The following is a 26,082-nucleotide window of genomic DNA, read 5'->3' on the forward strand; positions in this document are numbered from 1 at the left end:
CAACGTCTCGGTGCCCACCTCGTCCAACACCTCACCCAGCCGGCCCAGGAACCGATGCACCTGATGCGACCGCGTCACAGCAGGCCGACGAGGCGGCTCCGGAAAAGGAGAGGTCATCAGGGCTCCACGGACAGCAGACGGACAAGTCAGCAGATCAACGTGGAGGGAGGCTGCCCTACGAGCGAGCAACCGAAGATCTAGACTTATTCAAACATATGTTCGATCATAGCGCAAGTACGGATGTGCCGACGTGCAGAGGCTTGGCCTCGCGAAGGGCACAAGCGAACGGCGCAACGAGGGGCGCTGACCGGATCGTCCCCCGCGCGCGGTCCGGTCAGCGCCCCTGCTTCGCATCGTGACAGCGCCGATCACCGTCTGCGCCACCCCCAGGGGTGGTATGCCCAAGGGTTGTATGCCGCAGACCGCGCGTCAGCCGAGCTCCCCGTCGGGGTGCGCGCTTCGACGGGCGAAGTGCTCGAGGTCGGCAAGGCCGTCGGGGTCGATCGGTGTGTGGAGAAGCCGGACGTCTCCCCTGGCCCGTCCGCGCTCGATGACCTCCTGAACCGCCTCGACGTCGGCCCCGAGTGACAGCACGACGAGCGCGGAGGAGTCGGGCACGAGCCCGTCCCGCAGCTCGCGGAGGAACCCCTCGGTGATGCCGGTGCGGCCGATCTCGTGCATGAGCTCCCGAAGCTCGCCATCCGACATGCGGGGATGGCTGAGCACCAGACTGAGGAGCACTTCCAGCGGTGAGGATCGGCTCGCGCCGAGCATCAGGCCCCCGTGACCGTTGCCGACTCGCGGACGATGGGCACCTCCGACCCACGTCGCCGTCGCGACATCGACCGCGATGACCGCCCCGCGTTGGACCAGCCGGTCGAGCCGCAGCTTGCCGGCGACCGCGCCCCTCGGCGAGTCGTACCACCAGGCCGAGAGCGTCGGCCCCTCTGTCCACGTCGAGTCCGAGTCTGTCCACGTCGAGTCCGAGTCCATCACGAGCCCCCCGCTCGCCTGCGTGCGAACGCCCGCGTCTCCACGGTACCCAGATCGCCGCCACTGCACGACGGACGCCGCGGCAGGTCCCATGAAGGCACCGCAAATTCACCCGCTCCACCGCTGTTCGTGCGCGCCAGCGGCCGCTAGCGTCGGTCCTACCCCATCGGTCGCGGATCGCCGCGGCTCGTGACGCCCCGCTCGACGCTTTCTCGGGAAACGCCCCTCGGCGCCCCCTGTCGCCCGGACGCGACCTTCCCGGACCCCGAGGAGGCATCATGAGCATCGACCTGGAGACGCTGCGAGCCGAGATCAGAGGGATCGTCACCGGACCTGCCGACCCCGGCTACGACACGGCGCGGGCCGTTCGCAACGGCATGATCGACAAGCGCCCGGCCGTCGTCGTCCAGGCAGTGAACGCCGGCGACGTCATGACCGCTGTGCGCTTCGCTGCTGACAATGGGCTGACCGTCGCCGTCCGCGGCGGCGCGCACAGCGTCCCCGGCTTCGGCACGGCGGACGGTGCGGTCGTCGTCGACCTGTCGGCGATGCGCGGCGTCCGTGTCGACCCCGTCACCCGCACCGCTCGCGTCATGGGCGGCGCCACCTGGGGCGACCTGAACGCTGCGACGTACCCGTTCGGCCTCGCCACCACCGGCGGCATCATCTCGACCACCGGCGTCGGCGGCCTCACGCTCGGCGGCGGGATCGGCTACCTGGCACGCGGCCTCGGGCTGTCGCTGGACAACCTCATCGCAGCCGATGTCGTCACCGCCGACGGGACGTTCCACCTCGCCAGCGAGAAGGACGACGCCGACCTCTTCTGGGCGATCCGCGGGGGCGGCGGCAACTTCGGCGTCGTCACGTCCTTCGAGTTCCGGCTCAGCCCGGTCAAGGACATCTACGGCGGTCCAATCTTCTTCGAGCTCGACAAGGCGGGCGACCTGTTCCGGCTCTACCGCGAGCTCATCGCCGATGCCCCGGAGCAGTTCGGCGGCTTCCCGGCGTACCAGATCGCGCCTCCGCTGCCGTTCATCCCGGAGGAGCGTCACGGCACGACCCTCGCGCTCTTCGTGGCCTGCTGGGCCGGCGACGTGGGCAAGGGCGAGACCGTGCTCAAGCCGCTGCGCGACTTCGCGCCGTCGGTGGCCGAGATGGTCGGACCCATGCCCTATCCCGCCCTGAACAGCGCCTTCGACGCGCTCTACCCGGAGGGACTGCGTCACTACTGGAAGGCCAGCTTCGCCAAGGAGCTCACCGACGAGGCGATCGACGCGCACGTCGAGCACGGCTCGAAGGTGCCCGCCATGACGTCGACGATGCACATCTACCCGATCAACGGCGCGTGCAACCGGGTGTCGTCGGACGCGACGGCCTTCGCCTACCGCGACGCCAACTTCGCAACCGTGATCGCGGGCATGTGGCCAGATGCGGCCGACGACGAGCAGAACACCGCCTGGGTCCGCGGCTACTACGACGCGATCGCGCCACACTCCGAGGAGGGCGGCTACATCAACTTCATGGCCGGCGACGACCAGGACCGGATCCGGGCGAACTACAAGGGCAACTACGACCGGCTCCAGCAGATCAAGACCCAGTACGACCCCGGCAACCTGTTCCGGCACAACCAGAACATCGCGCCGGCCTGAGGCCTCCAGTCGACCAGGTGCGCCGTACGCCGTCGGCCCGGCGCACCTCCCACATGGCCCGATCCGGGCGATGTGGGCACCCTCCGGACTGACCGACGGTCGACGGTGGCGCTCACCCATGTCGCCACGGCACTCGGAGGACAGACATGATCAGACACCCACGCAAGGCCACGACGGCGCTGCTCGGCGCCGCCGCCCTCGCCGCAGCGGCGGCGATCACCGCCACTGCTCCCGTCGACGCGGCCTCGACGGGAGCCGACAGCACCTACCTCGTGCTCTACAAGACCGGTGCCTCGACGTCCGGGGCGGCCAAGGCGGTCGCCGCCGCCGGCGGCACGGTCGTGGCGACCTACGCCCAGATCGGGGTCGTCGTCGCGCGGTCCGGCCGATCGGACTTCGCCTCGGCGGTCGGCGCCGCCAACGGCGTCCAGGCAGCCGCGCCGACTCGGCCCTATGCCACGTCGCTCGGTGACGACGCCCAGGTCGGCGGCGCCGCACCGACTGTGGTGAGCACCGAGCCGCTTGCGCCGCTGCAGTGGGACATGCGGAACATCAACGCGCCGGCCGCCCACCAGATCACGGCCGGGAGCCGTGACGTCCTGGTCGCCGATCTCGACACCGGACTCGACTTCACCCACCCCGACCTGGCGCCGAACTACGACGCCGCGGCCAGCACGGACTGCACCAGCGGCGTGCCGGCACCGCTCGGCGTCGGCAACGACAAGGACGGACATGGCACGCACACGGCCGGGACGATCGCGGCCGCCGCGAACGGGATCGGCATCGAAGGCGTGGCTCCGAACGTCCGGATCGCCGGGGTCAAGGCCGGCAACGACGAGGGCTTCTTCTTCCCCGAAGCCGTCGTCTGCGCCTTCATGTGGTCGGCCGCTCACGGCGTCGACGTGACCAACAACAGCTACTTCGCCGACCCCTGGTACATGAACTGCAAGAACGACCCCGCCCAGCGGGCGATCTGGACCGCCGAGTCGCGCGCCATCCAGTACGCCGAGTCCCAGGGCATCGTGGTCGTCGCGGCCGAGGGCAACTTCTCCGACGACCTCAACCACCTCCGCCAGGACGCCCAGAGCCCGGACGACACCACACCGGTAGTCCGTGACATCACCAACGCGTGTGCCTCCGTCCCCGTCGACGTGCCGGGGGTCATCGGCGTCTCGGCGACCGGAGTGCTGCACCTGAAGAGCTTCTACTCCTCCTACGGCAGCTCCACCGTCGACGTGGCGGCTCCCGGCGGCGACTCGCTCCTGCAGGTGACGGCGGATGCCCCGAACGGACGCGTGCTCTCCACCTACCCCGCAGGCGACCCGTGCCTGCGGCCGGTGGTCGCCGACGGCGCGACGTACTGCTATCTCCAGGGCACCTCGATGGCCAGCCCGCACGTCGCCGGCGTCGCGGCTCTGGTCCTGAGCGCCCACCCCGGCATGAGCCCGCGGGCGGTCGAGGCCAAGATCCAGCGGACCGCGACACCGCTACCGTGTCCGGATGCCAGCCTGTACGCCCCGTTCCCCAGCGTGAACGACGGCGCTCCGCAGGTGTGCCGCGGCGGGACCGGCCACAACTCCTTCTACGGAGCCGGGGAGGTGAACGCGCTGGCGGCCGTCCAGTGATCGTCAGCGCCGATCTCGCATGAGTGAGGCGATGCCCGGCCCGGCGGTGCTCCTGCCGGGTCGGGCATCGATCTCGAGCAGCTCAGCTCTCGAGCGCCACCCCGATCCGCCGCTGGACGGCGTCGACGTCGCCCACGCCATCGACGCGGCACAGCAGGCCGCGCCTCTCGTACGCCGCCAGCAGCGAGCTCGTCTCCCGCTCGTAGACCGCCTGCCGCTGCATGATCACCGACTCGGTGTCGTCGGTGCGTCCGCCGGTGCGGGCGCGCTCGAGCAGGCGACCGAGGAGCTCGGCCTTGTCGACGACGAGCTCGACGACGCGGTCGACGGCCGCCCTGTGCTCGGACAGGACGGCGTCGAGGGTCTGGACCTGGTCGAGCGTGCGCGGGTAGCCGTCCAGGACGAACCCGCGCCCGACGTCGGGCTCGGCGAGGCGGTCTCGCAGCATCGCGTTGGTGACGTGATCGGGCACGTACTCCCCCGCGTCCATGAACCGCTGCGCCTGCCGGCCGAGCTCGGTCTGCTGATGCACGTGCGCGCGGAAGAGGTCGCCCGTCGAGATGTGCGGCCGACCGAGCCGGCCCGCGAGGCGGGCACCTTGGGTGCCCTTGCCCGAGCCCGGCGGGCCCATCAGCAACACGCGCATCAGTCGGTCTCCGGGCCGCTGCTCATCCCTGCCGCGATGAGGTCCATGACCGAGCTGTCGGCCAGCGTGGTGGCGTCGCCGACCTCGCGGTTCTCCGCGACGTCGCGCAGCAGGCGCCGCATGATCTTGCCCGAGCGCGTCTTGGGCAGCTCGGGAACGACGAGGATCCGCTGCGGCTTGGCGATCGGGCCGATGTCGTGCCCGACGTGGGCGCGCAGATCGGCGACGATGTCGCCCGCGTCGTCGGCAGCCGACTCCCGCAGGATGACGAAGGCGACCACGGCCTGGCCCGTGGTCTCGTCGGCGGCACCGACCACCGCGGCTTCGGCGACCTTCGGGTGCGCGACGAGGGAGGACTCGATCTCGGTGGTCGAGAGCCGGTGCCCGGACACGTTCATCACGTCGTCGACCCGGCCGAGCACCCAGATGTCGCCGTCGGAGTCCTTCTTGGCGCCGTCACCGGCGAAGTACAGCCCCTCCCAGCGCGACCAGTAGGTCTCGCGGTAGCGGTCGGGGTCGCCCCAGATCGTGCGGAGCATCGACGGCCACGGCTCGGTGATCACCAGGTAGCCGGCCTCGCCGTTCTTCACCGGCGTGCCGGAGTCGTCGACGACGTCCACGCTGATGCCCGGGATCGGGCCCATCGCCGAGCCCGGCTTGCCAGCGGTGACGCCGGGCAGCGGACTCATGATGTGGGCGCCGGTCTCGGTCTGCCACCAGGTGTCGACGACCGGAGTCCGACCACCGCCGATGGTGTCGCGATACCAGACGTAGGCCTCCGGGTTGATCGACTCCCCGACCGACCCGAGGATCCGCAGGCTCGAGAGGTCATACTCGGCCGGGATGTGGTCGCCCCACTTCATGAACGTCCGGATCGCCGTCGGTGCCGTGTAGAGCACGGTGACACCGTAGGACGCGATGATCTCCCACCACCGGCCGCGGTGCGGCGAGTCCGGCGTACCTTCGTAGAGGACCTGAGTGGCGCCGTTCGCGAGCGGCCCGTAGACCAGGTAGGAGTGTCCCGTGACCCAGCCGACGTCGGCGGTGCACCAGAAGACGTCGTCCGGCTTGTGGTCGAAGACGGCCCAGAAGGAGTACGCCGCCTGCACCAGGTAGCCGCCTGTCGTGTGCAGGATCCCCTTGGGCTTGCCGGTCGTGCCCGAGGTGTACATGACGAACAGGGGGTGCTCCGCGTCGAAGGCGACCGGCGTGTGCTCGTTCGAAGCAGTGTCGACCACGTCGTGCCACCACACGTCGCGGCCCTCGTGCCAGGCCACGTCGTCGCCGGTGCGTCGGACGACGAGCACCGTGGCGACCTCCTTGCCCTCCCCACGGCACTTCTCCACCGCCTCGTCGACCGCCGGCTTCAGCGGCGACGACGCACCGCGTCGGTAGCCGCCGTCGGCGGTGACGATCAGCTTCGCGTCGAAGTCGACCACCCGGCTGCTGAGCGCATCGGAGCTGAAGCCGCCGAAGACCACCGTGTGCGCCGCGCCCAGACGTGCGCTGGCCAGCATCGCGACCACCGTCTCGGGGATCATCGGCATGTAGATGGCGACGCGGTCGCCCGCCTCGACACCCAGACTCGCCAGAGCGTTGGCCGCCCGGCACACCTCGTCCTGGAGCTGGCGATAGGTGATGTCGCGCGTGTCGCCTTCAGGCTCGCCGACGAAATGGAGTGCGACACGGTCGCCATGACCGGCCTCGACGTGGCGGTCGACGCAGTTGTACGCCGCGTTGAGCTCTCCCCCGACGAACCACTTCGCGAACGGTGCCTCGGACCAGTCCAGCACCTCCTCGAACGGCCGGCCCCAGCTGATCCGGGCGGCCTGCTCGGCCCAGAACCCGAGCCGATCGGTCGCTGCTGCGTCGAAGGCATCCGCCTTCAGGTTCGCGTCGGCGGCGAGCCCCTCCGGCGGTGCGAAGCGGCGGTGCTCATGGCCGAGAGCCTGGATGGTGGCGTGCGTCACGTGGTGCCTTTCGGGGAGTCGTCGGATCTCTATGCTGGGCTCGTTGTGTCGCGCAGCACATTGGCGGCGCACGGCCGGCGTGACTAGGTCCGTTAGGAGGTAGTGGGTGATCGCGGATGTCATGCGCCCCGACGACCACGAGCTGGTCCGCCTGGCGAGCCGCAACCTGCGCCGCCACGCCGGGATCCCTGTGGTCTTCGGCGGTCTGCGCGAGGCGAACCAGATCCGGGTCACCGCGGCCACCGGCGCGCAGACCGACGCGTTGCGCACGATCGTCGTCCAACCCCGCCGTGGCCTCGGCGGCCGCTGCTGGACCGCCGGTCGGGCCCAGACAGTCCCCGACTACGCCACCGCACATGAGATCACCCACGACTTCGACGAGCAGATCCTCGGCGAGAGGATCGCCCGACTCTCCGTCGCCCCGATCACGGTCCGGGGCCGGATCGCCGGTCTGCTCTACGGCGGCTTCCGCAGCGGCACCGAGGTCGATTCGGACCACCTGCGCAGCCTGCAGCGCGCGGCCGCCCGGATCGCCCACGAGCTCCACGTCCGCGACCTCGTCGACGAGCGGGTGCGGATCCTTGCGTCGCGCTCGGAAGCCGCCGGGGGGTATGGCGCGGGCTATGGCGAGGGGTTCGACCTGAGGTATGGAGCGGAGCCGGGCGAGCGGTACGGCGAGCCTCGCGCCGAGGTCCGTGCCCAGCTCGCCGCCCTGGCGGACTCGACCAGCGACCCGGACACGGCGCGGGCGCTGCGCGCGCTCATCGGCGAGTCGGTGCAGCCGCGAGCCGCCACGTGTCTGACGCCTCGGCAGACGGAGGTCGTCCGCCTCGTCGCCGCCGGCCTCAGCAACCTTCAGATCGCCGAGCACCTGGGCCTCTCGGAGCTCAGCGTCAAGAGCTATCTGCGGGCGGCGATGGGGCGGCTCGGCGTCCGGAACCGGGTGCAGGCCGCGCTCGAAGCGCGGCGGCTCGGCATCGTCGACTGACGCGCAGTCCGCGGCGGCACTCACGATGAGAGGGACGTGACCCGAGCCCGTCCTTCAGGTGAGATGGCCGTGCTCACGCAGCAGCGCTCATTAGTCTAGTTAAATGGTGCGATTAACTCCGGGAGCACCCCGTCCTTCGACGTCGACCAGACGCGTCGACCTCCCCGACCGTCCCCCCGTGCGCCGCGCAGCGGAGAGCTCGGCGGCCGTGCTGCGGGCCGTCCTGGACCATGGCCCCGTCGCCCGCAGCAACGTGGCCCGACTGACGGGCATCTCCACCGCCTCGGTCAGCGGGATCAGCGCAGCGCTGCTCGACGTCGGCCTGATCCGCGAGGCGCCCGAGGCAGCCGGCCCACCTGGATTCGGTCGCCCGCACGTGCCGCTCGACCTCGAGTGCGACGCCAACGTCGTGCTCGGCGTGCACGTCGCCATCCCGAAGGCGACGGTCGCGGTGGTGGACCTGCGCGGACGGGTTCTCTCCTCACGCAGCCTTCCCCACGATCGACCCGACCCGGCTGACGCGATCGCCGCCGTTGCGCGGGCGGCACGCGAGCTGTGCGCGGAGCATGCCGACCGGCGCGTCCACGGGATCGGAACGGCGATCGGAGGCTGGGTCGACGAGGCGACCGGCACCATCGTCGAGAACGCAATGCTCGACTGGCACGACGTGCCGCTGACCCAGATGCTCGAGGCGGCGACCGGCCTGCCGACGTACGTCGAGAACCACGGCCGAGCCCTGCTCCGGGCCGAGCAGCTTCTCGGCCGGCACGTCGACCGGGCGCGCGAGAGCATCGTCCACCTGTTCGTCGGGCACGTCGTCGACGGCGCCTTCTCAACGCAGGGGCACGTTCATCGTGGGCGTCACTCAGCCGCCGGACACCTCGCCCACCTGCCCGTCGACGCCGACCCCGCGACCGACCCGACGACCGACCCCGCGACCGACCCGACGACCGACCCGACGACCGACCCGTCGACCGACCCGGCGACCGACCCGGCCAGCACCACCCCGACCACCAACCCGATCACCACCGGCTCCTGCGAGTGCGGCCACAGCGCCTGCCTCCAAGCTGCGGCGTCAGACCATGTGTTGCTCCGCCGAGCAGCAGAGCTCGGCATCCGCGCGCGCTACGTCACCGACCTCGTCGACCTCGTCCGAAGCGGCGAGCAGCGCCTCGTCCCTCTCTTCGTCGAGCGCAGCCGCGTGGTCGCACAGGCCGTGGCTCACCTCGTCGACCTCTTCAGCCCCGAGGTGCTCGTGCTGACCGAGGCCGGGTTCATCTGGGTGCCGGAGGCACGCGAAGCGCTCTACGCCGAGGTGGCGGCTCGCTCGCGGACGCTCCGACACCCGGCGGAGGTCGTCGTCGCGCCCAGCTGCGAGGACTTCCTGGCCATGGCCGGAGCGGGCGTGCTGCTGGACAGGATCTTCGCCGCACCCCTGGAGGTGGTCGGCCGGCTGCCGTCGGCGTCCTGACGGCAGACGCAGCGCAGGGATCAGGGGCCGTCCGGGCGGGGCCGTCCGGCGGGGCCGGTCGAGGACTTATTTCACTTCGGCGCATTGTTGACGATAATGTCTAGTGACTTAATCTAGTTATGTGAGCACTCCCCAGACCGGCCGACAGCTGAGCCTGAACGCCTTCCTCCACGACACCGGCCACCATGAGGCGTCCTGGCGCCATCCGGACAGCGCGATCGAGCGTGTCGACGACATCTCGTGGTACCAGGAGATCGCCCGGACGGCCGAGGCGGCCAAGCTGGACGCGGTGTTCCTGGCTGACGGACCCGCTTGGTACGGCACCGGCTACCGCCCGAGCCACGAGTTCGAGCCCATCACCCTCCTGACGGCGATCGCCACCGCAACCGAGCGGATCGGGCTCATCTCGACGGCTTCGACGTCGTTCTACGAGCCCTACAACCTCGCCCGCCTGTTCTCGAGCCTCGACCGCATCTCGCACGGCCGCGCGGGGTGGAACATCGTGACGACGTTCAGCGAGGACGCCGCGCACAACTTCGGGCTCGACCAGACGCCCAGCAACGAGGAGCGCTACGGGCGCGCCCAGGAGTTCGTCGACGTGGTCACCAAGCTGTGGGACAGCTGGGAGGACGACGCCGTCGTCGCCGACCGCGCCTCGGGCGACTACCTCGACGTCAGCAAGATCCACGCCATCGACCATGTCGGGCGCCATCTCAAGGTCAAGGGCCCGTTCAACGCGCCGCGCTCGCCGCAAGGGCGGCCGGTCTACGTCCAAGCGGGCTCCTCCAACGAGGGGCGGGCGTTCGCGGCCCGCAACGCCGAGGCGATCTTCACCGCGCACCAGACCCTCCCTGACGCGCAGGCGTTCTACGACGACATCAAGAGCCGCGCGCGCTCGTTCGGGCGCAACCCCGACCACGTCCTCGTCCTGCCGGGAATCAGCCCGTTCATCGCGGACACCGCCGACGAGGCACGCGAGCTCTACGAGTACTTCAACAGTCTCACGGTGCCGGCGTACGGTCTCGACCAGCTGGAGAAGATGGGCGGCGTCTCGCTTCGCCACCTCGAGCTGGACGAGGTCGTGCCGACCGAGGTCTTCGGCCAGGCCGGCAACGTCCTGGACAACAGGCGCAGCCGCAAGCAGGTCATCGCCAACATCGTGGAGCGCGACCGCCCCACCTTGCGCGAGCTGCTCCATCGACTGGCCGGCGGCCGCGGGCACAACGTCGTGCACGGCACGCCGGTGCAGATCGCCGACACGATCCAGGAGTGGTTCGAGAGCGGCGCGGCCGACGGGTTCAACGTCATGCCTCCGCTCTACCCCCAGCTCCTCGAGGCCTTCGTCTCTCAGGTCGTCCCGATCCTCGCCGAGCGGGGGCTGTTCCGCACGGAGTACACCGGCGACACCCTGCGCGACCACTACGGCCTGCCCCGTCCCGACAGCCTGTACCGCGCCGATCTCGCGCTCGCCGCAGGCAAGTGACCCGACCGCCCCTCCCCGGGCATCTCCACCCTCCCACCGATTCCCCCACCCACACGAAGGACGATCCAGTGGCACGACCCTCCACGACCGACCAGACACGGCGGCCGCGCGGCCTGACCCGCTCCACACTGCTCCTCTCGGCCGTCGCCGCCGTGGCGACCGCCGCCCTCACGGGCTGTGGCGCGTCCTCCGGTGCCGAGGCCAAGGGCGGTGTGACCACGTTGCGCTACCAGGGCTGGAACAACCAGGTCACGTTGCCTGAGCTCGCGGACGACCTCGGCTACTTCAAGGGCAAGATCAAGCTCAAGTGGGTCGGCAACACCATCTCCGGCCCGCAGGACATCCAGTCCGCAGCGACCGGGCAGACCGACTTCGGTGGCGCCTTCGGCGGCGCGGTCGAGAAGCTGGTCAGCTCAGGAGCACCGATCAAGGCCGTCCTCAACTACTACGGCGGCGACGGCAAGACCTTCACGGGCTACTACGTCCTCGACGGCAGTCCCCTCAAGAGCGCCAAGGACCTCGTCGGCAAGAAGGTCGCGGTCAACACGCTCGGCGGCCAGAACGAGGCCGACGTGTTCAACGAGCTGCGTTCGGTCGGCCTCTCCGAGGCTGACGTCAAGAAGGTCGAGCTCGTGGTCCTCCCGCCGACCAACCAGGAGGACGCCCTGCGCCGCCATCAGGTGGATGTCGCCGCCCTGTCAGGCCAGTTCCAGCAGCTCGCCCTCTCGCACGGAGGCATCCACCCGCTGTGGACGCAGGTCGACCAGTACGGGCAGTTCAACGGTGGCCAGTACGTCTTCCGCAAGGACGTCATCGCCCAGAACCCGGACGCCGTCCGAGCGTTCGTCGACGGCGTCGGCAAGGCGATCGAGTGGGAGAAGAAGACGCCGCAGGACCAGGTCCGTTCCGAGTTCGTCAAGATCATCGAGGCCCGCAAGCGGACGAACGAGAACACCCAGAGCGTGCAGTACTGGCAGAGCTCTGGGGTGCCGTCGGCGTACGGCGAGATCAAGGACAGCGACTTCGACCTCTGGAAGGACTGGCTGCTCTCGACCGGCTCGGTCAAGCAGGCGCCCGACCCGAAGGACCTCTACACCAACGAGTTCAACCCCCACGTCAAGCAAGGCGGGTGAGCGCCGATGACCAGCGAGATCAGCATCCGCCACGTCACGCAGACCTTCCCGGACCGATCGACCGGCGGTGAGTTCGTCGCCCTCGACGACGTCAGCCTCGAGGTGCCGGCGGGTGAGCTCCTCACGCTCGTCGGCCCCTCGGGGTGCGGCAAGTCGACGCTGCTCGACCTCGTCGCCGGGCTGACCCGGCCGACCCGCGGGGAGGTCGTCGTCGACGGCCGGCCCGTGACCGGACCGGGCTTGGACCGGGGCGTCGTGTTCCAGCAGTACGCTCTCTTCCCTTGGCGCACCGCGCTGGCCAACGTCGAGTTCGGTCTCGAGGAGAAGAAGGTCCCGCGCAAGGAGCGGACGGCGCGCGCTCGCGAGGTCCTCGGTCTCGTCGGGCTGTCCGCCTTCGCCGACCGCTACCCGCACGAGCTCTCGGGAGGCATGAAGCAGCGCGTCGCGATCGCGCGCAGCCTCGCCTATGAGCCGGCGGTGCTCTTGATGGACGAGCCGTACGCCGCGCTCGACGCCCAGACGCGCGAGGCGCTGCAGGACGACCTGCTCGGCATCTGGCGCCGCACCGGCACGACGATCCTGTTCATCACCCACGGGATCGAGGAGGCGGTCTACCTGGGGCAGCGCGTCGCGGTGATGACATCGCGGCCCGGGCGGATCAAGGCGATCGTCGACGTCAACCTCCCCGACACCGTCGTGGGCGAGGACCTGCGGTCGGCTCCGGCGTTCGTCGAGCGACGCCACCACATCTGGACGCTGCTGCGCGACGAGGTGCGCCGCAGCTTCGAGTCCCAGCAGACACCCGTCGCCGTCTAGGAGCCCACTGATGAGTCAGACGACCACGACCTCCCCCGAGCTGCGCAGTCAGCTCACCGACGGTCCCCGGGACAGGGCCCCGGTCACCACCGATCGACGCGATGCCCGCACGACCGGGCCGGTCCAGACGTCGCCATCGGGCCGGGCGGGCCGGGCGGGCCGGGCGGGCCGGGCGGGCCGGGCGGGCCGAGCGGGCCGAGCGCGTCGGGCGGGCCGGCGTACGTCGCTCCTGTCCGTCGTCGGCCGCGGGGCGACCGGGACGCTTAAGCGGGTGATCGCCGTCCTCGCCCTCCTGGTGCTCTGGCAGGTGGCGCCCCACGCAGGGTGGGTCGAGCCGGCCTTCCTGCCCCGGTTCACCGAGGTGGTGCGGGCGCTCGGCCGGCTGGCGGCGGACGGGACGCTGTGGACCGACATCGTCGCCAGCCTCCACCGCTCGCTCACCGGCTTCCTCGTCGCCAACGCGATCGCCATCCCGCTCGGCCTGCTCATCGCCTGGTACAAGACGATCGCCGAGGTGCTCAGCCCCCTGCTGACCGTCTTCCTCAACACGGCCGCGGTCGCCCTCATCCCGGTCTTCACACTGATCCTCGGCATCGGTGACTTCTCCAAGATCGCGATGATCTCCTACGCCTGCTTCTGGGTCGTCCTGTTCAACACGATCAGCGGCGCCCGCAACGTCGACCCGCTGTTGGTGAAGTCGGCGCGGTCGCTCGGACTCTCCAACGTGAGCCTCTTCCGCAAGGTCGTGCTCCCCGCGGCCGTCCCGACGATCTTCACCGGCGTCCGGCTCTCCGGCGCGGCGTCGATGATGGTGCTCATCACGACCGAGTTCGTCGGCGCGAAGGCCGGCCTCGGCTACCTCATCATCTCGGCGGAGAACAACTTCCAGATCCCCGAGATGTACGCCGGCATCCTCACGATCTCCGTGATCGGCGTCGGCTTCAACTACCTGCTGCTGCTCCTCGAGCGGCGGTTCTCCCGCTGGCGCACCTGAACCGGTCCCGCTTCCCTCCCCACCCCACCCCATCCTTGACGTGAGGACGTTCGATGACCATCCAGCTCGACCCCACCCTGACCACCGAGACCATCGCCACCCGGGCCGAGCCCGAACCCGGCTACGACACCATCGAGGTCCGCAAGGTCGGCGCCCACATCGGCGCGCAGATCAGCGGTGTCGCCATCGGCGGCGACGTGCCGGCCGCCCAGGTCGCCGAGATCAAGGCCGCTCTGGCCGCCCATCAGGTCGTCTTCTTCCGCGACCAGCACCATGCAGGCGACCGCGAGCAGCGGGCCTTCGCGGGACTGCTCGGCACCCTGACCAAGCCGCATCCCACCGTGGCCGGCGACGGCCAGGCGATCCTGCCGATCGACTCCGACACCGGCAAGGCGAACAGCTGGCACACCGACGTGACGTTCGTGGATCGCATCCCGGCCGCGTCGTTGCTGCGGGCCGTCGAGCTGCCGCCGTACGGCGGGACCACCGTGTGGGCGAACACCACCCGCGCCTACCAGCTCCTGCACCCGGCGCTGCAGGCGCTCACCGACCGGCTGTGGGCGGTCCACTCGAACCTCTACGACTACGCGGCCGACCGTGACGAGAAGCGGATCGGCGGCATCGACGTCAATGAGCAGGCCTACCGCGAGGAGTTCGGTCACGTCGAGTACGAGACCGAGCATCCCGTCGTCCGGATCCACCCGGTCACCGGCGAGCGCACGCTGCTGCTGGGCCACTTCGTCCGACACTTCGTGGGTCTGTCCAGCCGCGACTCCGCCGACCTGTTCGGCCTGCTCCAGCGCCACGTGACCCGGCTCGACAACACCGTGCGGTGGAGCTGGCGGCTCGGCGACCTGGCCATCTGGGACAACCAGGCGACACAGCACTACGCCGTCGACGACTACGACGACCAGCACCGACGGCTGCACCGCATCACGCTCGCCGGAGACGTGCCGGTCAGCGTCGACGGGGTGCACAGCACCGCCCGCAAGGGCGACGCGTCGCACTACTCGCCGGTGGGGACCCTGGCGAGCTGAGCCCCGAGAGACGCCGGACGCCCGGCCGCGCAGCCTGGCGCGGCCGGGCGTTCCGTCTGAGTCGGTGACCCGTGTCGGCCCGTCAGGCCCCGGCGGCCGCCTCGGCGATGGCCTCGTCGAGGATGTCGATGGCCTCGGCGACCTGCGTGGCGCCGGTGGTCAGCGGCGGGACGAGGTGGATGCGGTTGTAGTTGACGAACGGGAGCAGGCCTCGGCGCTTGCACCCGGCGACGATGGCGTTGACGGCCTCGCTGCTGCCGCCGTACGGCGCCAGCGGCTCCCGAGTCTCGGGGTCGGAGACGAGCTCGATCGCCCAGAAGGCACCGATGCCGCGCACCTCGCCGACCCACTCGTGCTTGCCGGCGAGCTCGGCGAGACGGGGCGCGAAGATCTCCTCGCCCAGCGCGGCGGCACGCTCGACGACCTTCTCGTCCTCCATCGCCCGGATGGTCGCCACCGCCGCCGCGGTGGCGAGGGGGTGGCCGGAGTAGGTCAGCCCGCCCGGGTAGACCCGCTCGGCGAAGGTCGCCGCGATCGCCTCGTTGATCACGACGCCACCGAGCGGCACGTAGCCGGAGTTGACGCCCTTGGCGAAGGTCAGCAGGTCCGGCACCACCGGTGTGGACTCGTCGGCGAGCTCGATCGCGAACCAGCGCCCCGCCCGGCCGAACCCGGCCATCACCTCGTCGGCGATGAACACGATGCCGTGCTGGTCGCACAGCTCGCGGACGCCGGCCAGGTAGCCCGGCGGAGGGATCATGATCCCGGCGGTGCCGGGGATGGACTCCAGCACGATCGCCGCGATCGTGCCCGGCCCCTCGAGGGTGATGACCTGCTCGAGGTGCGCGAGCGCCCGCTGGCACTCCTCCTCGGTGGTCGTGGCGTGGAACGGGCTGCGGTAGAGGAACGGCCCGAAGAAGTGCACCGTGCCACTCGAGCCGTTGTCGCTCGCCCAGCGACGGGGGTCGCCGGTGACGTTGACGGCCAGGTGGGTGCCGCCGTGATAGGAGCGGTAGGTCGAGAGGACCTTGTGCTTGCCGGTGTGCAGCCGCGCCATCCGGATCGCGTGCTCGTTGGCGTCGGCACCACCGTTGGTGAAGAACACCTTGTCCAGCCCGGCCGGCGTGTGGCTGGCGATCAGCCGCGCCGCCTCGGAGCGGGCCGCGTTGACATAGCCCGGCGCGACCGTGCACAGCTGCGCCGCCTGCTCCTGGATCGCCGCGACGATCCGGGGGTGCTGGTGGCCCATGTTGGTGTAGACCAGCTGGGAGGTGAAGTCGAGCAGCCGGTTGCCCTCCCCGTCCCAGATGTAGGAGCCCTCAGCCTTGGTCACGACCATCGGCTTGATCAGCGACTGCGCGGACCAGGAGTGGAACACGTGCGCGCGGTCGAGCTCGTAGGCCCGCTCCGGGGAGGAGTCCACCAGCTCGCTGAGCGAGGGGACCGCGCTCTCCTGCGCCGGCTCGTGGGTCGGCTCGTGGGTCGACTGGTTTGCCGACTGGGAGGCCGTGCCGTCGGTGTCAGAGATCAGCGTCGCCTCAGACATTGCGGGGGAACCCCAGCTCGAGGCCACCCTCGGGGCGGTTGGCGGGGTCGATCCACCGAGTGGTGACGACCTTGCCGCGCGTGAAGAAGTGCACGCCCTCGACGCCGTGGGCGTGGGTGTCGCCGAACAGCGACCGCTTCCAGCCGCCGAAGGAGTAGTAGGCGACCGGCACCGGGACGGGCACGTTGACACCGATCATGCCCACCTGAACGTCGGCCTCGAACCGGCGAGCAGCGCCACCGTCGTTGGTGAAGATCGCGGTGCCGTTGCCATACGGGTTGGCGTTGAGCAGCTCGATCGCGTCGGCGTAGGTCTCCACCCGCACCACCGAGAGGACGGGTCCGAAGATCTCCTCCCGGTAGATGTCCATGTCCGTGGTCACGTGGTCGAACAGGGTCGGGCCCAACCAGAAGCCGTTCTCGCCGCCGCGCGGGGCCACGTCGCGACCGTCCACGACGATCTTGGCGCCCTGCTGCTCCCCGGAGTCGATGAACGAGGCCACCTTGTCGCGGTGCACCTTCGTCACCAGCGGACCCATGTCCGCCTCACGACCACCAGATCCGTCGCCGCTGGTGGCTTCGGCGGATCCGTCACCGATCAGCAGCGTCCGCGTGCGGTCGGCGATCCGGGCCACGAGCTCGTCGGCCACCGACCCGACCGCGACCAGGACGCTGATGGCCATGCATCGCTCCCCCGCGCTGCCGTAGCTCGCCGAGACCGCGGCGTCCGCGGCCAGGTCCAGATCGGCGTCCGGAAGGACGACCATGTGGTTCTTGGCCCCACCCAGGGCCTGCACCCGCTTGCCGTTGCGGGAGGCCCGCTCGTAGACGTACTCCGCGATCGGGGTCGACCCCACGAAGCTGATCGCCTGCACCACCGGGCTGTCCAACAGCGCGTCCACGGCGACCTTGTCGCCCTGCAGCACGTTGAAGACACCGTCGGGCAGACCGGCCTCCTGCCACAGCGCAGCGATCCACAGCGCGGCCGAAGGGTCCTTCTCGCTCGGCTTGAGCACGACTGTGTTGCCGGCAGCGATCGCGACCGGGAAGAACCACATCGGCACCATCGCCGGGAAGTTGAACGGGCTGATGATGCCCACCACACCGAGTGCATCGCGCTTGGAGTGCACGTCGACACCGGTCGAGACGCTCTCGGAGTGACCGCCCTTGAGCAGGTGGGAGATGCCGCAGGCGAACTCCACCACCTCCTGGCCGCGGGCGACCTCACCCAGCGCATCCGAGAGCACCTTGCCGTGCTCGGCGGTGATGATCGCCGCCAGCTCGTCACGACGCGCGTTCAACAGCTCACGGAAGGCGAAGACGATCTGGGTACGCCGCGCCAGCGACGTCGCCGCCCACCCCGGCGCAGCCGCCGCGGCCGCAGCGATCACGTGCTCGGCATCCTCGATCGACGCCAGCGCGACCTCACCGGTGACGGCGCCGGTGGCGGGGTTGGTGACGGCGGCGGTGCGACCGCTCGTGCCGTCGAAGGCCTGACCGGCTGCCCAGTGGGCGATGGTGTGCGACATCTGAGTCCTCTCCTTGACGATGCGCCTCCATCTTCGGGCCGCGGTGCGCGCATCCGGGCAGACATTCCGTAGGATTCGAGAAGCAGCCCCGACACATCGACGGAAGGCAGTCGCCGCTGTGATCACCGTCTCCGACGTCCTCCTCATGCCGGTGGTCCGCAGCGCCGACCCGCAGACCCTCGCCGGTCACGACGGGCTGAGCCGCAGCGTCCGCTGGGTGCACACCACCGAGCTGCCCGACATCGCCGGCCTTCTTCGGGAAGGTGACCTCGTGCTGACCACCGGCATCGCCTTGGCCGACACCGCCGAGGGGCTGGCGGCGTTCGCGCACAGCCTCGCGGAGTCGGGGGCCGCGGGACTCTTCCTCGAGCTCGGCCGCCGCTGGCAGGAGGCGCCGCCGGCGCTGGTGGAGACCTGCGAGATCGAGGGGCTCCCGCTCGTCGTCCTGCGCCGCGAGGCGAGGTTCGCCTCCGTCGCCCAGAGCGTCGGCGAGCGCATCGTCGACCAGCAGCTCACCGAGCTGCGGGAGTCCCAGCAGGTCCACGACACCTTCACCGCCCTCAGTGTCGCCGAGGCCGGGCCCAAGGAGATCCTCGAGGCCGTCTCGAACCTCGCCGCCGCGACGGCAGTCCTCGAGAGCGAGGAGCACCGCGTCCTCGACTACGTCGTCGGCCCCGGCGACGCGACTGCCTTCCTCGACGACTGGCACCGTCGGTCGCTCGCTGCCCAGCCGCGTGGCCGGACCGCGTGGGACAGCAGCCACGGATGGCTGATCGCACGGATCGGACGCAGCGAACGACGCTGGGGGCGCCTCGTCCTCGACTCCCCCACGCCGCCGAGTCAGCGGCTGGTGGCGGTCGCCGAGCGGGGGGCGGCGGCCCTCGCCATGCACATGCTGCACGACCGACAGCGCACCAGCCGCGAACGCCAGGTCCACCACGAGCTGCTCGTCGCACTCCTGGCGGATCCCACCTCCCCCGAGGTCGAGCAACGGTGCCGGCTGGCCGGCGTACCGACGGCCAACCGGCGCTTCATCGCCGTGGCGTTCCGGCCGACCGAGGGTGAGCTGCGTCGGTCGAGCGCCGCCGCCGACGAGCTCGTCGCCGCCCTCGTGCACGCGACGGCGACGAGACCGATCCCTGTCCTCATCGCCCCCGTCGGCGGCCTCGTCCGAGCCCTGCTCTCGGTCCCGCGCCGCATGTCCGCGGCCAAGGTGGCAGACGACATCGCCGGCGCGCTCCCGAGCCGCCTCGGCTTCCTGGCCGCCGCGGGCAGCGAGGTGCACGACCTCTCGACCGTCGACCGGTCGATGCGGGAGGCACGCCAAGTGCTGGCGGCCCTTCGTGACGACGCGGCTCCCGGCAAGGTCCATCACCTCGTCGATGTCCACGTCCGCGGACTGCTCACCCTGGTCGGGGACGACGAGAGGCTCCACGCCTTCAGCGACCGAGAGCTCGGCCCCCTGCGCAGCGGCGCCGAGCACCACGACACCAGGCTCGAGCAAGCGCTGCGGGCCGTCCTCCAGCATCCCGCCAGCAAGTCGGCCGCCGCCGCGAGCATCGCCGTGTCGCGTCCGGTTCTCTACGAGCGCATCGCCCAGATCGAGCGTCGACTGGGCGTGGATCTCGACGACGGCGAGACTCGGACCTCCCTCCACCTGGCGCTGATCATCGATGAGATCCGCCGGTCGACCGTCCTGGGCGACGGCGCCTAGGCACCTCGGGACCCAGGGAGGCCGCTCGGTGCGGTTCGTCGACGCGACCCGCCGACGACGCCGGCGTGTCGCCCGAGTCAGGCGCAGCCAACGGCCGCGGGGGCGGCCGCTCCATGCGCGTGGTCGACCCGACACACCGACGACGCCGGCGTGTCGGCCCCTGTCCGGCGCAGCCAGCGGCCGCGGGGCCGGCCGGGGCCCCCTTGACGGCTGGTGGGGTTGAGCGTGTGATGACCCCATGGCGGCCGTTGCGACCGGCCGGGGACGCACCAACCTACCCGCCGAGCTGACAAGCTTCGTCGGACGACGGCGGGAGCTCGCCGACATCCGCGACCTCATGGCGGCCTCTCGCCTCGTGACCCTCACCGGGATGGGAGGCGTGGGCAAGACGCGGCTGGCGCGGCATGCCGCAGAGTCGTCGAGTCGGGCGTTCGCAGACGGGGTCTGGCTGGTCGAGCTCGCCGACCTGGTCGACTCGGCGTTGCTCGGGGATGCGATCGCGACGACGCTCGGACTGCGCCAGCAAGGCCTGACCTGGACGCTCGACGCGTTGGCCCGGGCGTTGGGCCACCGGCACTCGCTGCTCATCCTCGACAACTGCGAGCACCTGGTCGAGGCGTGTGCTGCCGCCGTGGACGCGATCTTGAAGCGCTGCCCCGACCTGCACGTGCTCGCCACGAGCCGAGAGGCTCTCGGCATCGCGGGTGAGCGCGTCTACCCGGTGGCTCCGCTCCCGCTGCCTGAGCCGGGTGTGGCCTCCGTCGAAGCGCTGAACGCCTACGAGGCGGTGTCACTGTTCGTCGATCGGGCGACGGCCGTCTCCCCCTCGTTCGTGGTCGACGCGGCGAACGTCGCCACCGTGGCCGAGCTGTGCGCGCAACTGGAGGGCGTGCCACTCGCGCTGGAGCTGGCGGCGGTCTGGACACGTGTCCTCGCGCCCCGTGACCTGCTCGCGCAGCTCGGCGATCACTACGAGCTGGTCGACAAGGGACTGCGAGCCACTCCGACTCGACAGCAGTCCTTGCGCGCGCTGGTCGGGTGGAGCTATCAGCTCTGCGACTCCGACGAGCAGTCGGTGTGGCGTCAGGCCGCCGTCTTCGCGCAGGGCTTCGAGCTCGATGCCCTGCGGCAGGTCGTCGACAGCCCGAGCGGGCTCGAGCTCCTCGGCGTCGTCGACCGGCTGGTGTCGAAGTCGATCCTGTTCACCGAGCGAGACGCCGAGTCGGTCCGGTTCCGGATGCCGGAGATCATCCGCAGCTACGGGCTGGCCCGACTCGCCGAGGCCGATGAGGAGCTGGCGCAGCGCAGGGCTCACCTCGCCTGGTGCATCGCCGTCGCCGAGCAGGCGCGCCGGGAGTGGGTCAGCCCCGCGCAGCTCGCCTGGTTCGTCCGCATCCGCAAAGAGCTCCCGAACATCAGAGCGGCGCTGGCGTTCGCGCTCTCGCAGCCGGGAGGAGAACGCGACGCCGTCCACCTTGTCGCGACCTTGACCGACGCGTGGCTCGCGCTCGGGTGCCTCAACGAGGCGACGTACTGGTTGGACCAGGCGACCGAACGGGACCTCCCGCGACTCACCCGGCTCACGGCGTTGCGAACGCGCACCATCCTGGCGGCGCTCCAGGACGACCGCGTCAAGCTCGCCACGACCATGGAGGAGGCCTGGAACGTGGCCTCGCAGGGTGCGAACGCGACCGAGATGGCCTGGCTCACCTACGCCGCCGCCCTGGCGGCCACGACGACGCTGGATCCGACTGCTCGGGACCTGATGAGTTCGGCGGTGACCCAGTTCCGGGAGGCCGGCGACCTCAACGGCCTCATCTGGGCCCTCGGTGACCTCGCCCTTGCGGAGGCGATGGGCGGTGATCCGGCCGCCACCGAGCCCAGGGTGCAGGAGTTCCTCGCGACGGCCGGTCCTCTCGGCGAGCGGTTCGAGATGGTCTACGTGCTGTGGGCACGGGCGGTCGCGCGCTGGAGAGCGGACGACCGTCCGGGCGCGACCCGAGCGCTCCAGGAGAGCCTCGCACTCAGCGTCGAGTACGGGGGCCAGCTCGGCATCGGCATGGTCCTGGAGGTGCAGGCGTGGATCACCGCGCAGGACGGGGACCCGGTGGAGGCGGCCGAGCTGCTCGGCCGCGCGCAGGCGGCCCTGACGCGGGCGGGCACGTCGCTGGGCGCGTTCGCCTACTTGGTCGACGGCCACGCCCGCTGCGAGGCCGGCCTGCTGGGTCGGATCGGCGCCAGGGCCTTCCGTGCGGCGTTCGAGCGCGGGCTGCAGGGCTACGGTCCCGAGCCCGCGGTCACCATGGTCGAACGCGCTCCCGAGCGAGCCACGCCGAAACGCGTCGCGGGAGCCACCACGTATCCCCCGCTCACCCGCCGCGAGAGCCAGGTGGCAGTGCTGGTGGCGGACGGCATGTCCAACCGCGAGATCGCCGGGGAGCTCGTCATCTCGGTCCGCACGGTCGAGACACATGTGGAGAACATCCTCGTGAAGCTCGGCCACACCTCCCGCGGCCAGATCGGCGTCTGGCTGGCCGGCCGACGGTGACGGGGGTCGGATCCGGGACGTCATGCGGACGGTGTGACCGCTTGCTCCGTCCGCATGACGTCCCAGAGCGGGATGCGGATCATCCGCTGTGTGCGAGGCACGGGCCGGGGCTGCGGGGCATCGTGACGCTCATGACGTCGACAACCGCAGGCCAGCAGACGCAACCAGGCGATGTGCTCGTCGTGTTCGGCATCACCGGCGACCTGGCGCGGGTGATGACCTTCCGCTCGCTCTACCGGTTGGAGAAGCGCGGGCTGCTGACCTGCCCGATCGTCGGCGTCGCCGCCGACGACTGGACGCTCGACCAGCTCATCGAACGCGCGCGAACCTCGATCGAGGGCACGGGCGAGGAGCTCGACAAGACGGTGTTCGACCGGTTCGCCGAGCGACTCTCCTACGTGCACGGCGACTTCACCGACCCGGCGACCTACGAACGAGTCGGCGACGCCGTCAAGGGTGCTCACAAGCCCGTCTTCTACCTCGAGATCCCCCCCTTCCTCTTCGGGCGCGTCGTGCAGGGGCTCTCGGAGGCGGGCCTGACCTCCCACGCCGTGGTCGTGGTCGAGAAGCCGTTCGGTCACGATCAGCAGTCGGCGCGCGACCTGGCGGCCGAGCTGCATCAGTACATCGACGAGTCGCAGCTGTTCCGGATCGACCACTACCTCGGCAAGATGGGGCTCGAGGAGATCCTGCACCTCCGGTTCGCCAACGCGATCCTGGAGCCGCTGTGGAGCCGCAACTACATCGAGTGCGTGCAGATCACGATGGCCGAGGACTTCGGGGTCGAGGACCGCGGGCACTTCTACGACCCGGTGGGCGCGCTGCGCGACGTCGTCGTCAACCACCTCATGCAGGTCGTCGCCGCCGCCGCGATGGAGCCGCCGTCGCGCGGCGACCCGGTCACGCTGAAGGAGGCCCAGGTCGCCCTGTTCCGGGCGGTGGTCGAGGCCGACCCGAAGCACTACGTCCGCGGTCAGTACGACGGCTATCGCGCCATCGAGGGCGTCGCCGCGGACTCGACGACCGAGACGTACGCCGCCCTGCGCTTGGAGATCGAGAACTGGCGATGGGCGGGGGTGCCCTTCTACATCCGCACCGGCAAGCGGCTCCCGGCGACGCAGACGGAGCTGCGCCTCGTCTTCAACCGCCCACCCAAGCTCGGGTTCGGGCTCGCGGGTGCGGCGGAGCCCAACCAGGTCGTGGTGCGACTGGACCCCTCCACCGGCATCCGCCTACAGTTCGACGCCCACCGGGCCGACCTCGACCAGATCGCGCCGATCGAGCTGGACGCCGTCTTCGCGGACCAGGGCGGGGAGGGTCCCACGCCGTACGAGGTGCTCCTCCACGCGGCGATGAACGGGAAGAGCACGCGCTTCTCACGCCAGGACGGCGTCGAGGAGACCTGGCGCGTCATGCAGCCCCTGCTCGATGCGCCGCCGCCGGTGCAGACCTACCAGCCGGGCACCTGGGGACCCGCAGCAGCCGACGCGCTGGTGCACGGCACGGGCGGCTGGCGTGACGTCTGGCTGGCAGACTGAGCCCCCGCTGAACGGCGATCGAACGACGCGCGTACAGCCCGCAAACGGGGGCCGTCCGACCGGCACGCCGCGATAGGCTCGGTCGGGTGGAAGGGCCCAGGGAGGGGGCCGCCGCGCCGTTCTCGGCGGCTCGGCCAGCAGCCAAGCAGAGTGCTGCCCGCGTCGGAGGCGCGGGCGTGCCGGTGCGCCACCGCCTCGTCCCCCGGACCATGCTCGTCGACCGCCTGATGGCCTCCGACGAGCCGGTGGTGAGCATCGTGGCTCCGCCCGGCTACGGCAAGACGACGTTGCTGGCCCAGTGGGCGGAACGACTCGGTCCTTGCGTGGCCTGGATCTCCTGTGAGCGCTCGGACAACGACCCGGCCACGCTGTGGGCCGACATCCTGGCTGCGCTCGGGCACGTCGCGAACGTGCCCCCCGTCGGCCGCGAGATGGTCGCGGCGATGGGTGGGAATGTCAGCGCCGTGCCGCGCATCCTCGGGGTCCTGGGCGAGCTCGAGGGCCCGGTCGTGGTGGTGCTGGACCACCTCGAGGTCGTCACCGACCCCCAGGCGCTGGTCTCGATCGTCGAGCTCGCCCACCGACTGCCCGCCGGGTGGCGGCTGGCGCTGGCCTCACGCGGCGGCGGGCCGTCGTTGGCCAGGATGCGCGTCGAGGGCGACGTCGTCGAGATCGGCCCCGCCGACCTCACCATGACGGCCGAGGAGGCGCAGGAACTACTCCACTACGCCGGGGCGGACGTCTCAGCCGCACAGGCCGACGACCTGGTCGAGCGCACGGAGGGCTGGCCGGCCGGCCTCTACCTGGCCGCGCTGGCCCTGGGGTCCGGGATGCCGGCGCCGGGGTTCACCTTCGCCGGGGACGACCGCTTCGTCGACGACTACCTCCACTCCGAGCTGCTCGACCACCTCTCCCCCGCCGACCTGCACTTCCTCACGCACACCTCGGTGCTCGACTCGATGTGCGGCCCGCTCTGCGACGCACTCGTGGGCGGCTCGTCGTCGGCCGAGGTGCTCCGCCGCCTGGAGGAGCAGAACCTGTTCGTCGTCCCGCTCGACCGGCGCCGGGAGTGGTACCGCTACCACCATCTCTTCCGCGAGCTCCTCGTCGCCGAGCTGCATCGCGGGCCCGCAGCGCTGGTCAGAGACCTCCACACGCTTGCGGCCGACTGGTATGAGGCCAACGGCCTGCCCGAGGCCGCCATCGACCACGCCGCCGCGGCGGGTGACAGCGAGCGGGTCGCCCGGATCGTCCTCGACATCATGCAGCACGTCTGGGCCGAAGGACGCGTCGAGACGGTGCGCTCCTGGCTCGAGCTGCTGGAGGGACGGGCGATCGGCCCGTACGCCACAGCCGTCGGGGCTCACGCCGCGCTCATCTTCGCCCTGCTCGGACGTGCCCGGGAGGCCGAGCGCTGGGTCGCGCTCGCGGAGAGCGCCCCTGTGAACGGTGTCGGGAACGGCGGCACCCTCCCGGACGGGACTCTCCCAGACGGGAACACCGTGGCAGGGACGCTCGCCTACCTCCGTGCCAACCTCTGTCGGACGGGGCCGGCACAGATGTGGCTGGATGCCGAGCGTGCGCTCGAGGGCCTGAGCCCCGTCAGCCCCTACCGAGCGACGATGACCCACGTGCAGGCGCTGTCGGGGCTGCTGCAGGGCGACCTCGACCTGGCCGAGGAGCTCTTCACCCGCGCGCACGACCTGTCCGTCAGCTTCGACTCACCGCCGCTGGCGGCGATGATCCTCGCCGAACAGGCGCTGATGGCCTCGGCGCGCGGCGAGTGGGCACAGGCGGACGCGCTGCTCAAGCAGGCGGTCGGCCTCGTGGACAGCGCCCGGCTCGACGGCTACTGGACCAGCGCCCTGGTGTTCGCGGCGGCCGCCGGGGCCGCCGTACGGCGAGCCGACATGAGCGAGGCGCGCCGGCTCGTCAGGCGTGCCGCGGCCCTGCGGCCGCTCCTCACCGACGCACTGCCGGTGGTGTCGATGCAGGCTTTGCTCACGCTCGCGCGCGTCTACCTGGAGCTGACGGACCCCGCCGGCGCCCTCGCCGTGCTCGATCAGGCGGAGGCGATCGTGCGCCGCCGCCCGGACCTGGGCACGCTTCCCGGCGAGCTGCATCGACTGCGCGAGCGGGTCGACCAGATCACGCGGGCCGCGCCCGTGGGCACCTCCTCCCTCACGACTGCAGAGCTGCGGCTCCTGCCTCTTCTGCCCACGCACCTGACCTTCCCCGAGATCGCCGAGCACCTCTTCGTCTCCCACCACACGGTGAAGTCCCAGGTGAAGTCGATCTACCGCAAGCTCGGGGTCTCGTCGAGGAGCGAGGCCGTCGACCTGCTCGCGGACCGGCGCGGCGTCTGAGCGCTCACCAGAGGCTCACCCCCGGGCTCACCCCCGG

The 26,082-nt window shown here is 70.7% G+C and carries 18 protein-coding genes; 13 read left to right on the forward strand and 5 right to left on the reverse strand.

Going from position 1 to position 26,082, the window contains the following annotated elements; all coding sequences use genetic code 11:
- Positions 1-429: 429 nt before the first annotated feature.
- The gene (locus tag ACYQ1K_RS22560) at positions 430-993 is read right to left on the reverse strand and encodes a hypothetical protein (RefSeq protein WP_459985575.1); all 564 of its coding nucleotides are present in this window, start codon (positions 991-993) and stop codon (positions 430-432) included.
- 278 nt (positions 994-1,271) lie between these two features.
- Between ACYQ1K_RS22560 and ACYQ1K_RS22565 the strand changes: the two genes are divergently transcribed.
- Entirely contained in the window at positions 1,272-2,642 is a 1,371-nt protein-coding gene (locus tag ACYQ1K_RS22565; RefSeq protein WP_459985576.1) for an FAD-binding oxidoreductase, read from the forward strand.
- Between the two features lie 146 nt (positions 2,643-2,788).
- A complete protein-coding gene (locus ACYQ1K_RS22570) occupies positions 2,789-4,267 on the forward strand; it encodes a S8 family peptidase (protein WP_459985577.1) in 1,479 nt (492 codons plus the stop codon).
- A gap of 82 nt (positions 4,268-4,349) precedes the next feature.
- Here ACYQ1K_RS22570 and ACYQ1K_RS22575 read toward each other — a convergent pair whose 3' ends face one another.
- Together ACYQ1K_RS22575 and acs are read right to left on the reverse strand one after the other, a co-directional pair.
- Positions 4,350-4,913, reverse strand: a complete 564-nt coding sequence (locus ACYQ1K_RS22575) for an adenylate kinase (protein ID WP_459985578.1) — start codon at positions 4,911-4,913, stop codon at positions 4,350-4,352.
- A complete protein-coding gene (acs, locus tag ACYQ1K_RS22580; RefSeq protein WP_459985579.1) occupies positions 4,913-6,883 on the reverse strand; it encodes an acetate--CoA ligase in 1,971 nt (656 codons plus the stop codon). Before acs ends, ACYQ1K_RS22575 begins: the two co-directional genes overlap by 1 nt.
- 106 nt (positions 6,884-6,989) lie before the next feature.
- Here acs and ACYQ1K_RS22585 point away from each other — a divergent pair, with 106 nt between their 5' ends.
- The 7 genes from ACYQ1K_RS22585 to ACYQ1K_RS22615 all read left to right on the forward strand — a co-directional run bounded on the left by ACYQ1K_RS22585 (position 6,990) and on the right by ACYQ1K_RS22615 (position 14,805).
- Positions 6,990-7,871: a LuxR C-terminal-related transcriptional regulator gene (locus ACYQ1K_RS22585; RefSeq protein WP_459985580.1), complete on the forward strand. Its 882-nt coding sequence runs from the start codon at positions 6,990-6,992 to the stop codon at positions 7,869-7,871.
- Positions 7,872-8,049: 178 nt separating this feature from the next.
- Positions 8,050-9,342, forward strand: a complete 1,293-nt coding sequence (locus ACYQ1K_RS22590) for an ROK family protein (RefSeq protein WP_459985581.1) — start codon at positions 8,050-8,052, stop codon at positions 9,340-9,342.
- A 121-nt stretch (positions 9,343-9,463) separates the two neighbouring features.
- Complete coding sequence (locus ACYQ1K_RS22595) at positions 9,464-10,825, forward strand: LLM class flavin-dependent oxidoreductase (RefSeq protein ID WP_459985582.1); 1,362 nt, start codon at positions 9,464-9,466, stop codon at positions 10,823-10,825.
- A gap of 68 nt (positions 10,826-10,893) precedes the next feature.
- Positions 10,894-11,958: an ABC transporter substrate-binding protein gene (locus tag ACYQ1K_RS22600; protein ID WP_459985583.1), complete on the forward strand. Its 1,065-nt coding sequence runs from the start codon at positions 10,894-10,896 to the stop codon at positions 11,956-11,958.
- Between the two features lie 6 nt (positions 11,959-11,964).
- Entirely contained in the window at positions 11,965-12,774 is an 810-nt protein-coding gene (locus ACYQ1K_RS22605) for an ABC transporter ATP-binding protein (protein WP_459985584.1), read from the forward strand.
- A gap of 10 nt (positions 12,775-12,784) precedes the next feature.
- The gene (locus ACYQ1K_RS22610) at positions 12,785-13,768 is read left to right on the forward strand and encodes an ABC transporter permease (RefSeq protein ID WP_459985586.1); all 984 of its coding nucleotides are present in this window, start codon (positions 12,785-12,787) and stop codon (positions 13,766-13,768) included.
- Positions 13,769-13,821: 53 nt separating this feature from the next.
- Positions 13,822-14,805, forward strand: a complete 984-nt coding sequence (locus ACYQ1K_RS22615; RefSeq protein ID WP_459985588.1) for a TauD/TfdA dioxygenase family protein — start codon at positions 13,822-13,824, stop codon at positions 14,803-14,805.
- A gap of 82 nt (positions 14,806-14,887) precedes the next feature.
- Here ACYQ1K_RS22615 and ACYQ1K_RS22620 read toward each other — a convergent pair whose 3' ends face one another.
- Together ACYQ1K_RS22620 and ACYQ1K_RS22625 are read right to left on the reverse strand one after the other, a co-directional pair.
- The gene (locus tag ACYQ1K_RS22620) at positions 14,888-16,351 is read right to left on the reverse strand and encodes an aspartate aminotransferase family protein (RefSeq protein WP_459985589.1); all 1,464 of its coding nucleotides are present in this window, start codon (positions 16,349-16,351) and stop codon (positions 14,888-14,890) included.
- A complete protein-coding gene (locus ACYQ1K_RS22625; protein WP_459985590.1) occupies positions 16,344-17,879 on the reverse strand; it encodes a CoA-acylating methylmalonate-semialdehyde dehydrogenase in 1,536 nt (511 codons plus the stop codon). Before ACYQ1K_RS22625 ends, ACYQ1K_RS22620 begins: the two co-directional genes overlap by 8 nt.
- Positions 17,880-17,997: 118 nt before the next feature.
- Between ACYQ1K_RS22625 and ACYQ1K_RS22630 the strand changes: the two genes are divergently transcribed.
- The 4 genes from ACYQ1K_RS22630 to ACYQ1K_RS22645 all read left to right on the forward strand — a co-directional run bounded on the left by ACYQ1K_RS22630 (position 17,998) and on the right by ACYQ1K_RS22645 (position 26,045).
- On the forward strand, positions 17,998-19,593 hold the full coding sequence (locus tag ACYQ1K_RS22630; protein ID WP_459985591.1) for a PucR family transcriptional regulator: 1,596 nt from the start codon (positions 17,998-18,000) through the stop codon (positions 19,591-19,593).
- A gap of 238 nt (positions 19,594-19,831) precedes the next feature.
- Positions 19,832-22,141: a helix-turn-helix transcriptional regulator gene (locus ACYQ1K_RS22635; protein WP_459985592.1), complete on the forward strand. Its 2,310-nt coding sequence runs from the start codon at positions 19,832-19,834 to the stop codon at positions 22,139-22,141.
- A 131-nt stretch (positions 22,142-22,272) separates the two neighbouring features.
- Positions 22,273-23,679 carry a glucose-6-phosphate dehydrogenase gene (zwf, locus tag ACYQ1K_RS22640; RefSeq protein WP_459985593.1) on the forward strand — a complete coding sequence of 469 codons (1,407 nt, stop codon included), beginning with the start codon at positions 22,273-22,275 and terminating at the stop codon, positions 23,677-23,679.
- 86 nt (positions 23,680-23,765) lie between these two features.
- The gene (locus ACYQ1K_RS22645; protein ID WP_459985595.1) at positions 23,766-26,045 is read left to right on the forward strand and encodes a winged helix-turn-helix domain-containing protein; all 2,280 of its coding nucleotides are present in this window, start codon (positions 23,766-23,768) and stop codon (positions 26,043-26,045) included.
- Positions 26,046-26,082 lie beyond the last annotated feature (37 nt).

It is taken from the genome of Nocardioides sp. AN3, assembly GCF_054653495.1.

Coding starts and splice junctions, on each gene's coding strand:
- ACYQ1K_RS22560 (WP_459985575.1), bottom strand. CDS start 993: ATGGACTCGGACTCGACGTGGACAGACTCGGACTCGACGTGGACAGAG.
- ACYQ1K_RS22565 (WP_459985576.1), top strand. CDS start 1,272: ATGAGCATCGACCTGGAGACGCTGCGAGCCGAGATCAGAGGGATCGTC.
- ACYQ1K_RS22570 (WP_459985577.1), top strand. CDS start 2,789: ATGATCAGACACCCACGCAAGGCCACGACGGCGCTGCTCGGCGCCGCC.
- ACYQ1K_RS22575 (WP_459985578.1), bottom strand. CDS start 4,913: ATGCGCGTGTTGCTGATGGGCCCGCCGGGCTCGGGCAAGGGCACCCAA.
- ACYQ1K_RS22605 (WP_459985584.1), top strand. CDS start 11,965: ATGACCAGCGAGATCAGCATCCGCCACGTCACGCAGACCTTCCCGGAC.
- ACYQ1K_RS22610 (WP_459985586.1), top strand. CDS start 12,785: ATGAGTCAGACGACCACGACCTCCCCCGAGCTGCGCAGTCAGCTCACC.
- ACYQ1K_RS22615 (WP_459985588.1), top strand. CDS start 13,822: ATGACCATCCAGCTCGACCCCACCCTGACCACCGAGACCATCGCCACC.
- ACYQ1K_RS22620 (WP_459985589.1), bottom strand. CDS start 16,351: ATGTCTGAGGCGACGCTGATCTCTGACACCGACGGCACGGCCTCCCAG.
- ACYQ1K_RS22625 (WP_459985590.1), bottom strand. CDS start 17,879: ATGTCGCACACCATCGCCCACTGGGCAGCCGGTCAGGCCTTCGACGGC.
- ACYQ1K_RS22635 (WP_459985592.1), top strand. CDS start 19,832: ATGGCGGCCGTTGCGACCGGCCGGGGACGCACCAACCTACCCGCCGAG.
- zwf (WP_459985593.1), top strand. CDS start 22,273: ATGACGTCGACAACCGCAGGCCAGCAGACGCAACCAGGCGATGTGCTC.